The organism is Kurthia sp. ISK08, assembly GCF_046159805.1.
Lineage (GTDB): Bacteria > Bacillota > Bacilli > Bacillales_A > Planococcaceae > Kurthia > Kurthia gibsonii.
Genome location: NZ_JBJXHL010000006.1, coordinates 132,080 through 144,991, shown reverse-complemented (window position 1 = coordinate 144,991; position 12,912 = coordinate 132,080). Strand labels below are relative to the sequence as shown.

The 12,912-nt window shown below is 36.4% G+C and carries 19 protein-coding genes and 1 riboswitch; of the genes, 13 read left to right on the top strand and 6 right to left on the bottom strand.

The genetic code is table 11. From position 1 onward, the window contains the following. Nucleotides 1-13: 13 nt before the first annotated feature. The 4 genes from ACKVQX_RS11960 to ACKVQX_RS11945 form a co-directional block, all read right to left on the bottom strand. Complete coding sequence (locus tag ACKVQX_RS11960) at nucleotides 14-172, bottom strand: hypothetical protein (protein ID WP_156422317.1); 159 nt, start codon at nucleotides 170-172, stop codon at nucleotides 14-16. An 18-nt stretch (nucleotides 173-190) separates the two neighbouring features. Next, a complete protein-coding gene (locus ACKVQX_RS11955; protein ID WP_068450310.1) occupies nucleotides 191-475 on the bottom strand; it encodes a DUF3139 domain-containing protein in 285 nt (94 codons plus the stop codon). A gap of 541 nt (nucleotides 476-1,016) precedes the next feature. Then, complete coding sequence (locus ACKVQX_RS11950) at nucleotides 1,017-1,574, bottom strand: lysozyme inhibitor LprI family protein (RefSeq protein ID WP_409136357.1); 558 nt, start codon at nucleotides 1,572-1,574, stop codon at nucleotides 1,017-1,019. After that, entirely contained in the window at nucleotides 1,501-1,845 is a 345-nt protein-coding gene (locus ACKVQX_RS11945) for a hypothetical protein (protein WP_068450313.1), read from the bottom strand. Before ACKVQX_RS11945 ends, ACKVQX_RS11950 begins: the two co-directional genes overlap by 74 nt. Nucleotides 1,846-1,941: 96 nt before the next feature. Between ACKVQX_RS11945 and ACKVQX_RS11940 the strand changes: the two genes are divergently transcribed. Further along, nucleotides 1,942-3,285 carry a PepSY-associated TM helix domain-containing protein gene (locus ACKVQX_RS11940; RefSeq protein WP_409136356.1) on the top strand — a complete coding sequence of 448 codons (1,344 nt, stop codon included), beginning with the start codon at nucleotides 1,942-1,944 and terminating at the stop codon, nucleotides 3,283-3,285. Nucleotides 3,286-3,295: 10 nt separating this feature from the next. Further along, nucleotides 3,296-3,769 carry a FixH family protein gene (locus tag ACKVQX_RS11935; protein WP_068450317.1) on the top strand — a complete coding sequence of 158 codons (474 nt, stop codon included), beginning with the start codon at nucleotides 3,296-3,298 and terminating at the stop codon, nucleotides 3,767-3,769. A gap of 130 nt (nucleotides 3,770-3,899) precedes the next feature. On the opposite strand, the gene ACKVQX_RS11930 is transcribed toward ACKVQX_RS11935, so the two are convergent. After that, entirely contained in the window at nucleotides 3,900-4,163 is a 264-nt protein-coding gene (locus ACKVQX_RS11930) for a Txe/YoeB family addiction module toxin (protein ID WP_285215575.1), read from the bottom strand. Next, nucleotides 4,160-4,456, bottom strand: coding sequence for a type II toxin-antitoxin system Phd/YefM family antitoxin (locus tag ACKVQX_RS11925; RefSeq protein WP_285215574.1), 297 nt, complete (start codon nucleotides 4,454-4,456; stop codon nucleotides 4,160-4,162). The genes ACKVQX_RS11930 and ACKVQX_RS11925 overlap by 4 nt, the downstream gene beginning before the upstream one ends. Nucleotides 4,457-4,693: 237 nt before the next feature. Between ACKVQX_RS11925 and ACKVQX_RS11920 the strand changes: the two genes are divergently transcribed. The 11 genes from ACKVQX_RS11920 to ACKVQX_RS11870 all read left to right on the top strand — a co-directional run bounded on the left by ACKVQX_RS11920 (nucleotide 4,694) and on the right by ACKVQX_RS11870 (nucleotide 12,785). After that, nucleotides 4,694-5,200, top strand: a complete 507-nt coding sequence (locus ACKVQX_RS11920; protein WP_087681042.1) for a YfiT family bacillithiol transferase — start codon at nucleotides 4,694-4,696, stop codon at nucleotides 5,198-5,200. A 21-nt stretch (nucleotides 5,201-5,221) separates the two neighbouring features. After that, nucleotides 5,222-5,893, top strand: coding sequence for a GNAT family N-acetyltransferase (locus tag ACKVQX_RS11915; protein ID WP_068450321.1), 672 nt, complete (start codon nucleotides 5,222-5,224; stop codon nucleotides 5,891-5,893). 43 nt (nucleotides 5,894-5,936) lie between these two features. Beyond that, the gene (locus ACKVQX_RS11910) at nucleotides 5,937-6,221 is read left to right on the top strand and encodes a hypothetical protein (RefSeq protein WP_409136355.1); all 285 of its coding nucleotides are present in this window, start codon (nucleotides 5,937-5,939) and stop codon (nucleotides 6,219-6,221) included. Further along, a complete protein-coding gene (locus ACKVQX_RS11905) occupies nucleotides 6,221-6,877 on the top strand; it encodes an O-methyltransferase (RefSeq protein WP_368634446.1) in 657 nt (218 codons plus the stop codon). The genes ACKVQX_RS11910 and ACKVQX_RS11905 overlap by 1 nt, the downstream gene beginning before the upstream one ends. Nucleotides 6,878-6,981: 104 nt before the next feature. After that, on the top strand, nucleotides 6,982-7,179 hold the full coding sequence (locus ACKVQX_RS11900; protein ID WP_409136354.1) for a hypothetical protein: 198 nt from the start codon (nucleotides 6,982-6,984) through the stop codon (nucleotides 7,177-7,179). 240 nt (nucleotides 7,180-7,419) lie between these two features. Then, complete coding sequence (locus ACKVQX_RS11895) at nucleotides 7,420-7,863, top strand: GNAT family N-acetyltransferase (protein WP_068450326.1); 444 nt, start codon at nucleotides 7,420-7,422, stop codon at nucleotides 7,861-7,863. Nucleotides 7,864-8,030: 167 nt separating this feature from the next. Then, nucleotides 8,031-8,216, top strand: a riboswitch (cobalamin riboswitch). A gap of 179 nt (nucleotides 8,217-8,395) precedes the next feature. Next, nucleotides 8,396-8,563 (top strand): hypothetical protein, encoded by a 168-nt coding sequence (locus tag ACKVQX_RS11890; protein ID WP_170214782.1) that lies wholly within the window; start codon nucleotides 8,396-8,398, stop codon nucleotides 8,561-8,563. 212 nt (nucleotides 8,564-8,775) lie between these two features. Continuing rightward, nucleotides 8,776-10,116: a branched-chain amino acid transport system II carrier protein gene (gene brnQ, locus ACKVQX_RS11885; protein WP_068450332.1), complete on the top strand. Its 1,341-nt coding sequence runs from the start codon at nucleotides 8,776-8,778 to the stop codon at nucleotides 10,114-10,116. A 150-nt stretch (nucleotides 10,117-10,266) separates the two neighbouring features. Next, nucleotides 10,267-11,457: a hypothetical protein gene (locus ACKVQX_RS11880; RefSeq protein WP_068450334.1), complete on the top strand. Its 1,191-nt coding sequence runs from the start codon at nucleotides 10,267-10,269 to the stop codon at nucleotides 11,455-11,457. Beyond that, complete coding sequence (locus ACKVQX_RS11875) at nucleotides 11,450-12,097, top strand: hypothetical protein (protein WP_068450336.1); 648 nt, start codon at nucleotides 11,450-11,452, stop codon at nucleotides 12,095-12,097. Before ACKVQX_RS11880 ends, ACKVQX_RS11875 begins: the two co-directional genes overlap by 8 nt. A 46-nt stretch (nucleotides 12,098-12,143) precedes the next feature. Further along, nucleotides 12,144-12,785, top strand: a complete 642-nt coding sequence (locus ACKVQX_RS11870; RefSeq protein ID WP_068450338.1) for a hypothetical protein — start codon at nucleotides 12,144-12,146, stop codon at nucleotides 12,783-12,785. Nucleotides 12,786-12,912: the final 127 nt, after the last annotated feature.

Below are 12,912 nucleotides of genomic sequence, written 5' to 3'. Positions count from 1 at the left end.
CTAAATCGTTTTTCTATTGGTTATTTTTGTAGTTTCTTTCTAATTGATAGATGATGACAAACAAACTACCAAGGCCTAACCCAGCAAGCATTAGTAAGCCGATATCCTCTAAAAATGTGACTAAAAATAAGCTTAATAGTATACCTAGTATTAAAAGACCGATGATTTTCAATTTATTGTCTCCTTATTCTTACTCAGCCGATTCTAAAAGAATACGGTCTGTATCACTGTTTTTATAATAGTAATATTTTTTAGGATCATTTTTGATTTTTACATAAACTAGCCAATTTTTATCTCCGTCTAAGTTAGCTACGAATGGATCTAATACTTCAATGTCAGCTTCTTTTATATTTTTTTCCTTTAATAGATATGTATGAACATCATTTTTAACCAGATACTTTTTAGTTTCGATGTATCCAAAAATAGATAGCCCAATTAAAATCACAATGCCTAAAAATATAACGAATTTTTTCATGTTAAAAAGTCCTTTCTATAATTACTAGTTCAATTATATATGTTTTTTTATCCAATTTCATCCATATATTATTTTTTACTGTAAAAGAGAATAGAACTGTAATGGTATGAAATGTATGTGTTTTACGTTTTACTTCTATGCATTCAAACGAAAAAAAGACCTTCTATCTAATTGTGCGAGATAGAAGGTAAGGGTTCATAAAGCATTTGATTCATTTTTTTAACCTCATGATTTTATTTTGTATAAGATAAAATAGCGTTGTTGCATCCTTTTAGCTTTTCTGTAGCAGCATTCTTATTTGTGTACTCAAACATACGAATATCATGAATATTATTGAAAATTGTTACAACCCACATGGTCATTCTCCATTCTTTGTTATATTACAAGTTGTTGTTGTTGTATAACAAAACTTGTTATAAGTTATTCTACATGATTTTTAGAAAAATGGAAGTGTTTTTTACGGTTGTCACAATTTATTCTTATTCGAAGCGTTTTCATAAAAAAGAGCCACTTTAGATTGTTTGAAGTGGCTTGTGATTGGTTAGCGTAATGTTTCGCGGTATTGTTCAAGAAGTGCATAACAGCGTTCTCTTGTTGAAGCAGCTAAAGATTCTGTATAGGCAATCTCTGGTGCATATTCGCTATAAGCAGATGCGCTACCAGCATTATAATCACGTTCTTTAATCCAATTACGCTGTATATCACGTAGCACAGTGAATTCGGATGAAGATAGACATGATTTTAATGTGCCATAAATTTCATTTAATAGAGCATCCCACTGCTTATAACTTGTATCAAACGCTTTTAACATAGGGTCAAAGCTATCTTGACGTTCACCGTCTATTGCGTATGCTGCTTCATCGAAATTCTGCCCGATGAGAGTTGCCTTATTCATGTAACTCGCATATAGATTCTCTTTTTGAGGTGTCGTTTGTGTTGTGGTTGTTTGGGTTTTAGGTGTTGTATTTGTTTTGGTCGTTTCTTTTTTTATTTCCTTTTGTTTTGATTCAGCTGTTTTCTTTAAATCAGATAATTCTTTTTGGACAAGGGAAAATAGCGTATATTTCTCCATCGTTTGATTGGCTTTTTTGACATTCATATTCTTTTTCCTCTATTAAGTCATCCACATGGTTCACTTGTTGTAGCTGTTCTACATATTTTTTCGTATTGGCATCTTGTGGATTTTCATTTTCTGCGAGTTCAAATGATGCCAAAGCATCTTCCACATCACCTTTTGCTAAAGCGAGCTTTCCTTGTTCCACGGCTTTTTTAAAGGTAGTATTTTCTGAAGATTTCTCGCTCTCTTTTTCACTACTACAAGCTGTTAAAAATAGGCTTGTACAAATAATTGTTGTCATCATTCTTTTCACAAAAAAATCCCCCTCATTTAAATACATTGTTTCATTGTTATTTCACATTTTCTTGGTATATTAAACAAATCGAAAAAAGGAAGGAAGATTACATGAATGAAAAAGAAGACAACAGAACTGTATAAAACAATTTGGCGATGGCATTTTTACGCAGGAATTTTTGTTGCGCCTTTCTTAATTGTTTTAGCGATTACAGGCGGTACATATTTATTTAAACCACAGATTGAACAAGCACTTTATCATTCGTATTATGAAGTGAAAGAAGAAAGTACAAAGATGGATGCAGATGCACAGGTAGCTGTCGTCCAAAAACAATACCCAGAAGGAACAGTCACATCTTTCAAACCAAGTAGTTCGCCTACACGTTCAAGCGAAGTCGGTTTGGCAGAAGGTGATGCCACGTATACAGTCTTTTTAAATCCTTACAATGGTGAAGTGATTAAAAAATTAGATAACCATGATCGTATTATGGATCGAATTGAAGAATTACATGGTGAATTAATGGTGGGAACATGGGGTGACCGTCTGGTTGAACTCGTAACTTGTTGGGTCATTGTTTTAATCATTACAGGGGTTTATTTATGGTTCCCTCGTAAATCAAAAAAAGAAAAAGGCGGTACATTCCTTATTCGTTTTAATAAAGGTGGACGTGCATTGCGTCGCGACTTGCATGCAGTTCCAGCCGTTTGGTTAACAGTGGGTATTGCCTTTTTAATCGCAACAGGGTTACCGTGGTCGGGCTTTTGGGGTACAAACTTCCAATCCATCGTAACGAACACAGGACAGGGGTATCCACCAAGTATTTGGACAGGTAATCCCCCTGGTTCTGTGACACAGACGAAAGATTTAACAAAAGTACCGTGGGCAGCAGAAACATTAGAAGTTCCTAAGTCAACCGTAATTCCAAATTATGAACGTGTATCACTTACAACAATTGAAGAAAATGCTGAAAAACGTGGTGTACCAGAAGGCTATAAAATTGTCATACCGCAAACAGCAGAAGGTGTGTACACAATCTCTGCTTTCCCGAATAAAGCACAAGATGAAGTAACAATGCATTTAGATCAGTATACAGGTGCGGTATTAACTGATTATCGTTATGACAACTATGGTTGGATGGGTAAGGCGATTGCACTCGGTATTACACTTCATAAAGGAACACAGTTTGGACTTATCAATCAATTAATTAGTGTGCTTATCTGTATTGGCATTGTGTTAGTAGTATGTAGCGGTATTTATTTATGGTGGAAACGAAAACCGAGCCATCAATTAGGTGCACCAAAATCAGGTAGCGCACGTCATGCCTATGGTTTTTACATCCTATTAGTCGTATTAGGAATCATCTTCCCATTAGTTGGTTTATCACTTATTGTGATTTTCTTACTCGACTTTTTAGTAATTCGTCGCGTAGCAAAACTGAAAAAATTCTTTAATGCATAGGAGGCACGAAATGATAAAATCAAAACTCATGTATGTAGTCGTTTTCGCATTGATTTTCGTGCTAGCAGGCTGTGAAACACGTTCCGATGCAAATACACTATATAAAAAAGAACAACCGTTAGAAGTTCAATTTTTATCGAAAGAAGCGTATGAAAAAGAGGGAGAGCATACGATTCACTTTAAACTATTACAAGATGGTCAATCTGCGAAAGATCTTCAGTTTACACATATCTCGATTTGGAATGTAGATCGCTCGGTGACATTAGATATGACAGCTGCTTTAGAGGAGAAAGACGGGACATTTACGTTCCCATTCGACTTTAAAAAACCAGGACTATACTATGTACAGATTCACGCAGGAACAAAAACAGAAACCATCTCACCAACACAACGTTTATTAGTTGGGAAACTATCGAAAAAAGATACAGATGCATTACAATCGAATACACCATCTTCAAATGGCGGTGGAGGACACCATCATTAGAAAAATAAGAAGAGATCTCTTTTTAGCGTTCGAAACGAAAAACTGGAACTGCGCTACAGCGCGATTCCAGTTTTTCTTATGCTCATGTGGGATGTGTTTTTTTGCACTTATGCTCCAGACTCTCTTCATATTAGTAATGATATTTAACTTGTACAATTTGAATTTTATCAATCGTCACAATATAGACGAGTCGATTCGTATCATCTATTCGACGTGACCATGCACCTGAGAGACCGAATTTTAAGGGTTCAGGCTTTCCAATCCCTTCGAATGGTTCGCGTAAAATAGCATCGATTAATTTGTTAATACGTTTTAATGTTTTTTTATCTTCGCTTTGCCAAGATACATATTCTTGCCAAGCCTGCTGCGAAAATTCTAGATTTAATTTTTTCATTCGTCTGTGTCATCATCTTGCAATTTCAGGTTTGCCCAATCTTCAGGTGTTAGTATATGCGTATTTTGATGATCTAGTTGTTTTAAAGAAGTAGTAAGAGCTTCTTGATTGGCAGTTGTTCCTAATAAATGAAGTGTTTCTTGCCACGAGTTATACTCAGCTTCAGAAATCATTACGACATTTCTTTTTTTAGGGCGTGTAATAATAACCGTTTCATTATAATCAAACACATCATCGGTAATCGCTTTTAGATTTTCGCGAAAATCACTTACTGTATATGCATGGATTGCCATTTTTATTGCCTCCTTTTGCGAATCAGATGGTACTTTTATTATAGGTGATAATATATTTTTGTACAATATTCTGTACAAAAATATTTGTGGCATAGGAGATTATATGAAATCGTCAATACAAATAAATATTAGATGAGTAGAAAAAGTTTTTCTTTTGTGAATGGAAATATATTTGAAAAGTACGTTACTATATAAATAGGACGTACTTTTTATTTTATACAAAGGGGATGAGAAAGTATGGATGAACGTTATCCGATTGGTCGCTTTGATGTACCAGAAGAAGTGGACGGTGCGAAATTAACAGCTTGGCTATACGAAATGGAAGCACTACCACGTTTATTAAATCAAACGGTTATGCATTTAGAAGAGGATCAATTACAAAAAACATATCGTGAGGGTAGTTGGACGGTAAAGCAAGTGGTGCATCATATTGCGGATAGTCATATGAATAGTTATATTCGTATGAAGCTAGCAGTGACAGAAAATAATCCGACGATTTCAACATATGAAGAACAGTTATGGGCTGAGTTAGCAGACTATACATTACCTGTGGAAGTATCATTACAATTAATTGCTTCGCTTCATCAACGCTGGTTACACTTTTTACGCTCATTGACGGAAGAACAATTGCAAAAGAAATTCGTCTATCCAAATGGAGAAGCGATTCAAGTAAAGCAAGCTATTGGTTTATATGCATGGCATGGCAATCACCATTTAGCGCATATTAAACAAGCCATTTCATAAATCCAAAAGGGAGTGATGAACGTGCGTGATGAAGATTTAATGCAGTTACATTTAGATGTACTGTACCAACAAAATGAAGCAGGCGCATTAACGGTAATGAATGAACCACCATTTGAACCAGCACCGACAGTTCATATTGGTGTAACAAGAGATGGGAAGCAGATGCGCTTTTCGTCGCGAGTAGATGAAGTATTTAAAAAGCGTTTAGAAAATACGATTCAAGATGCAGATGAAGATTTACTCGTTGATTTAATTCATCAATTAATGAATCGTGCAGATTTACATGAATTCCGTATGGGACCAACCTATGTGTTTCCTACAATTGAAGAAATCTCGCCTAAGGTTTTACACGTAACAGAGCAACATAAAGAGCTATTAAAAGACGATTTCCTATTCACTTATATGAATTTTGATATGAAGCAACCTTGTTATGTAGTCATGGAATTAGATCGTATTGCATCAATTTGTTGTACAGCTAGACAAAGTGCAGTAGCAGCTGAAGCAAGCGTCTACACACACCCTAAATCAAGAGGAAAAGGATACGGTGCAGCAGTGGCACAAGCGTGGGCAAGAGATGTGCAACGCCAAGGACGCGTCGCACTCTATAGTACAACATGGGATAACTTTGCTTCACAAGGCATCGCTCGCACATTAAACATGCGCCAATACGGTGTGGACGTGTCGATTGAATAAGTAAAGAACAACACTTTCAATTTTAGAAAGGGGTTATTCAAAGATGAAAATGCGAGAATATCGTCGGGGAGAAAAACCAAATGATCGAGATCATCATGGTGGAGAAGAACAACGTACGCAAACATTTCGTCGTAAACGCGCACTTGGCTTTTTGGAGATGCTCTATGTGAAACAAGAGACATTAAAGGGTCAGCTACAGCGAGAAGAATTTGCGAACAGTCGACCAGTGATTGAGGGCGAATTGAAAGCAGTTGAAATGATTATTGAGGAGTTTAAAAATGTCTTTCAAGTGGAACGCTCTGAAATAGAGAAGGGGGAAAGCGAATGATGGAACAAGTAAATAAATACGCAGATAGGTACTTTGGAAATGAAGATGAGCATTTACAACATATTTTAAAAACAATTGAAGATCATGGGATGAGAAATATCTCGGTTTCAAATGCGACAGGAAAATGGCTAACGCTTCTTGCGACATTAAAGCAATCTAAAAAAGCATTAGAAATAGGTGCTCTAGGTGGCTATAGTGGGCTCTGTATTGCGCGAGGTTTAGCAGAAGGTGGCACACTTCTATCATTAGAATTAGAGCCAGAATATGCGAAACTAGCGAAAGAAAACCTCATGCGCGCAGGATATGGTGAAGTTGTAGACTATCGTATTGGAGATGCGTTAACATCTTTGAAGCAGTTAAAAGAAGACCAAGAAACATTTGATTTCTTCCTTATTGACGCGGATAAAGAGCGTTATAAACATTATTTAGATGCTTGCGTAGATATTGCAGAAGATGGTGCAGTTATTGTTATGGATAACGTGTTGGTGCTAGGTGGCGTAGCAGACGAAACGGTTAAAGATTCTTTACCTGAACATTTACAAGAACGTACACGTATTATGCGTGAATATAATGAATATGTATCACAGCACCCACATCTATTTTCAGTACTACTACCAATCGGTGATGGGTTAATTTGTTCTATCGTTAAAAAGTGATTCGAAGTAAACATATAGCGATTGTCTAAATAAATGTTTTTTTCATATAATATGAGAGCGAAATAGGCAAATTCGGAGGTACACAGATGACAAAAGAACAGTAGATGCAAAAAACAATTGAACTAGCATATGAGAATACAGTGAATGGTGGAAAGCCTTTCGGTGCCATCATTGTCAAAGGTGATGATATTGTAGCAGTTGGTGTGAATGAAGTGTTAGAAACACATGACCCAACAGCACACGTTGAACGTCAAGCAGAAACGAATGATGCGTTTGCATTATGGATTGAAAAACAACAATAAGTTTAAAAACAGAAAGAATCGTGCATATACGGTTCTTTTTTTGACAAAGGAGGTTTTTGTATGACAGCGTCCATTATTTTTGTCGCCTTTACAGCAGGTCTCGTTTTAGCAGTACGTTCAATCTTAAAAGCAACACGAAAGTCTACGAATTAAGAAGTTGAAAGGGAATCGCATATTGCGGTTCTTTTTTTATTTTAAAAAAGCTGCATTTTGGTACAATAAGGAAAAGGGGTGGATGATGTGGAAATTCAATATGCAACGAAAGCGGATCTAGAAAAGGTTGTGCCATTATTTCAAGGATACTTACAGTTTTATGGTCGCCAATTTGAAGAACAAGAAGTGGTGACTTTTATTAAAAAGCGTTTAACAAACGAGGATGCCATCATTTTATATGCAGAACATGAAGGAAAAGCAATTGGATTTACGCAACTCTATCCAAGTTTTTCATCACTTGCATTAAAACGCGCATATATTTTAAACGATTTATTCGTTGAGGAGTCTCACCGAAAGTTAGGTGCGGCGAGGGCCTTGATGGAGGAAGCATTTGTATTTTGTGAACAAATGGGTGCAGCGTACATCACGCTTGAGACACATCCAGATAATGTAGCTGCTCAAAAACTATATGAAGATATCGGTATGCAACGAGATGATGAATATTGGCATTATACGAAAGAATTTAAATAGAACGTGAAAACAGGCTGGGACATAAGGGCAAAAAACACATCCTATATGAGCATAAGAAAAACTGGAATCGCGCTGTAGCACGGTTCCGGTTTTTCGTTGCGAACGCTAAAAAAGAAAAATGCCATGTTTTGTCCCACCCTGTTTTCTTTTCTTGTATAATAAAGTCAAACGGAATAATAGAAGTTGGTACAAGTGTATGGCACTTGTTTAAAAGGGAAGAACGGTGAAAGTCCGTCGCTGTCCCGCAACTGTAAGTAGGAGTGCTTTTCGATAAACCACTGTCTTATGAGATGGGAAGGTGAAAAGTGCATTGAATACGAGCCAGGAGACCTGCCAATCTTCGAGTACAACCAAAAACCTACGCGGATAGGAGGTGTTTGAGTATGAGAACACAATATGGATTACATACTCACAGTACGACGAAAAACCGATGGAGATGTCTAAATCATCCCACTGTTTTTTTGTGCTGTACTACGAACAATACGTAATTCTGCCACTATGAATAAATGATTCAATAGAGGAGGAATTACGTATGGAATCTTATGTAGAACAATTTAAACAACAAGTCATGATGAAGCTTGCAGGACATGATACACAATCTTTACAAGAAACAGCTGAACAACTTGCTTCACAATCTACGACAGATGCCACAATGATTTGGCAAGCATATGAACAAGTGAAAAATGAGTTAGTTGGTTAATCGAATATAAAACGAAAAGTGTCGCTCATACAAAAAAGCGACACTTTTTCATACTCAAAAATACAAAATAGTCTAAAAATTATACAAAATTATCTATTTTTCGTTTATTCTTTCTCTTTATTCTCTGTTCATCTTGTATTGTCTGTAGTAAATTGTTAATATACTCTAATTACAATATTAAATAGACGATTTAAGTCATAAGGAGGAAAAATATGCAAACAAAAGTACCATTTTCAACATACGCCATCATCGGTACGATGTTATTCGGTATGTTCTTCGGAGCAGGGAACTTAATTTTCCCAATCGAACTTGGACAGATGGCTGGTACGCAATTCTGGTGGGCTTTAATTGGTTTCCTAGTTACAGCAATCGGTTTGCCGTTCATGGGAATTCTAGCAATTGGTTTATCAGGAAGTGATGGTTTACGAGACTTAGGGAATCGAGTGCATCCACTATTCGGTCTTGTATTCTCAGTTGTACTATATTTAACGATTGGACCATTCTTTGCGATTCCGCGTACAGCGACTGTATCGTTCACAGTAGGGTTAGAACCATTCTTAAATCCAGATCAAGTATCATTATTTTTAGGAATTTTTAGTTTTGTATTCTTTTTAGTTGTATATTACTTCTCACTAAATCCAGCGAAAGTAATGGATTATATCGGTAAATATTTAACACCTGCATTCTTAGTGTTCTTATTCATCTTAATTATTGTCAGTGTCGTTAATCCGATGGGGAGTTTTGAAAAGCCAGTAGGTGACTATGTGAATCAAGCCTTTATGACAGGTTTTAAAGGCGGATACAATACGATGGATGCATTAGCATCACTTGCGTTTGGTATCGTCGTAATTAATGCGATTAAGAGTCGTGGTATTACAAGTACGAAAGATATTGCGATGGCAACTTGGAAATCAGGAATTTTCGCAATGGCTTTAATGATGATTATTTATGGCTTTATCACATACATGGGCGGTACAAGTGTTGGCGCTGTTGGAACATTTGAAAATGGCGGCTTAATTTTTGCGGCTGTTGCGAAACACTTCTTCGGTTCATTCGGTGGGATTTTACTAGCGATTATCATTATCTTAGCTTGTTTAAAAACAAGTATTGGCTTAATTACATCATGTAGTGAATTCTTCCATGAAGTTATTCCAGCCATCAGCTATAAGTGGTTTGTATTCATTTTAACGTTTGTATCATTCTTAATTGCGAACTTTGGTTTAAGTAATATCATTACATATGCTGTTCCGGTATTAATGTTCTTATATCCATTAGCGATTGTTTTAATTCTATTAACGATGTTCTCGCCGCTATTCAAAGCACGTCAAAGTGTATATGCGATGTCGATGTTCCTAACATTCTTCGTGAGTGTGATTGATGGTTACAAAGCATTGGTTGAAAGTGTACCTGGTGCGAAATTACAAGTGTTAGAATCAATTGAGACATTCTACTCGCATTACTTACCGTTATATGATATCGGTTTAGGGTGGGCTGCTCCTGCTGTGGTAGGTGCTATCATCGGACTCATTTATGCGGTAATTGTAAAAAAATAATGGCATGAAGACAAGGTGTGTTTAATCAGACATACCTTGTTTTTTTATAATAAGTTTTTAAAACTTATTGCTTTTCATTGCGCCGATTGGCTGCCTATGTATAGAATTGTTATAAGTGTTTATTTAACAAAGATAAAGGTGGACAAATAAGTGAGAGCTTTATACATTTTGCATAAACGTAATCGTAAATGGAATTTAATCCTTATGGCAGCCGCACTGCTATGTTTTTCAATTGTCTATTTTACGATTTTGCATACAGCATATAAAAGTGAACCTGCAAAAGGTGGAACCACATTTGTAGGGCAAAACAATTACAATCTTACACTCATTGGAGAAGAACCAACAATTGAGCAATTGGAACGCTTCAATCAAGCATTACAAAATAATAAGCAACTAACCGTTTATACAGCTTCACCGATTCCTGTATTCATCCAGAAATTTTCCGGTGATGAAGCATTTACACCTGAAAATGCAAAAGCAGATGGACAGTATATACCTGTTTATGGACTTCAAGTGAATGCAGCTGCACAAAAGTTAAATAAGTTAGAGATGGATGCAGGGACATTTTTTAAACAAGAAGATTTTAAGGATTATGATGACAAAGAAGTTATGCCCGTTGTGTTAGGAAGTGACTATTATCAGTTGTATGATATTGGTGATTCACTTCGCATGCGTATTCATGGTCAAGATATTCAAGCGAAAATCATCGGCTTTTTAAAGAGTGAACAAACGATTGTGACAACAGCATTACCTCAAATGTCAGCAGGGCATCAAGTGTTAGTTCCGTCACAGCAATATCGTCAAACACCAAGCGAAGACAATGTATTCGCAAAAGAATCATTGATCGCATCTGCAAATACAATGCTCGTAACGAATGCATCTAAGATTGGTATTCGCGATATCATGCTTGAAGTATCACAGCAATCAGATTTCTGGTCATTTACAATTGGTGGCGCAGGTGGAATAACAGTTAATATCTATAATAAGATTTTAAAAGCAAACCCTGTACTCGTTTATGGATTATTTTTGATTGCTTTAGTGGGTATGTTTATAGCTGTACAGCGTATTCAAAAGCGTAGAAATGAAGGGACGAAGCAGTTGTTCCGTATTCTGATGACGAGTGGTATGGCAGAACGTGAAATTCGAAAGTATATTCGAATTGAAGTGGGGATTTTACTAGGGATTGCACTCATTCTTCCAGCCATACCGTTTATGGTGATTTCACAATTCGCCATTATTCCACTCGTGTTATATCTCGTTCTAGGTGCCATGATTGGTGGCGGTATTTTATGGCGTGTATTACGGAAAACAACGATAGAAATGGAGCAAGAGCATGTCTAAAATTCAATTAAAATATGCAGCGGTAGAACCGTATTTTCAAAAAGTGAATTTAGTCGTTGAAAAGGGAGCTTCACTAGCGATTACAGGCGCTTATCGAAATGAATTACTACAGACAATTGGTTGTTTCCGCCTCTTGACGAACGGGACATATCGCTTAGAGTACCACCAAAATGAAACAAAAGATGTGGGCGACTTAGCTGTGTTGAGACAAACGAAGATGGGCTATCTACCTGCGCAAGACGAATTTTTAAAAGATGAAACCGTACTTGAGAATATTCAGCTACCGTTCTTTTTTCAAACAGGTACTAATAAGTTGCCAGGAGCGAGAAAGCAGCGTTTAGATCAGCTAAGCAAGCTTATTGGTATTCATGAATTACTAGGGAAGAAAGCAGTACATCTAGATGCTTTTCAAATTAAATGTATGGCGCTTATTCGCGCATGCTTACATGCACCGTCTATTTTGTTAATAGAAGAACCTGAAAAAGCATTAACAGAAGCGCAGCTAGAAAAATTCATACAGTGTCTGCGTTCTGTAAAAGCAGAAGGTGTCACGCTCATTATTAGTTCTGAAAATCCTACGGTATGTGCGAGTTGTCAGGATGTATTTGAATTAACAGGGGAACAAATTCTATCAAATTAGAATGAAACATTTAATAAAGGGTACTAATAGTTTAGAGGTGATCCAAATGCCAGAAAAGCTATTAAGAAAAGCAGTTTTAAACCAGATTGCTTGGTGGAAAGCTGTTTGCGCAACACATGATATTACAACAGCCTGTATGGATAACGTATGGATTGCGGATCAATATGTACCGAGTTATTATCCAGAGATGATTACAGAGACGAGAGAAGCGACTGTGGAAAAAATTCTAGACCGCGTATCGACGATTATGGATAGTTATGCAACCTTACAAATTCCAGGATTCACGAAACTCTTTAAAGCACAGTGGATGACGTCATCTTCTGTTGTACCATATTGTAGTGAGTGGAAGTGGGTTCGAAATGAAGAAGCATTTCAAAATTGGCTTGTGGCGGCTAATTTAGAAGGTATGTTACAGCCATCAATTATTGATGATCCTCATGTTTTAGTATTTCATAAAGAAGGATATGGCGGTTTTTCAGCTTATCAAAGCCATGGGATTATCGGGATTTTTAATGTATTTGGCGTAGACCATGTATTTCAAGATATTCCTGCTGTCTTGGCTAACTTTTTTCCGAAACAACCCATTGTGGGGTATGAAGCAGATGAACGATTGGCTGCTGCTATGCGTGGTGGTTGGTCAGCGATCGGGCCTTTAACGATTTGGACAAGGGAAGTAGCTGTTCTATAAATTTGTATTTGATTTATAGAACAGCTTTATTTTATATAAAAATAAAAAATTATCATTTTTGAGAAATTTAATATTCTAAAAATTCAGATATGTGTTATAATCAACTTTATTTCGTAGATAGGACAGG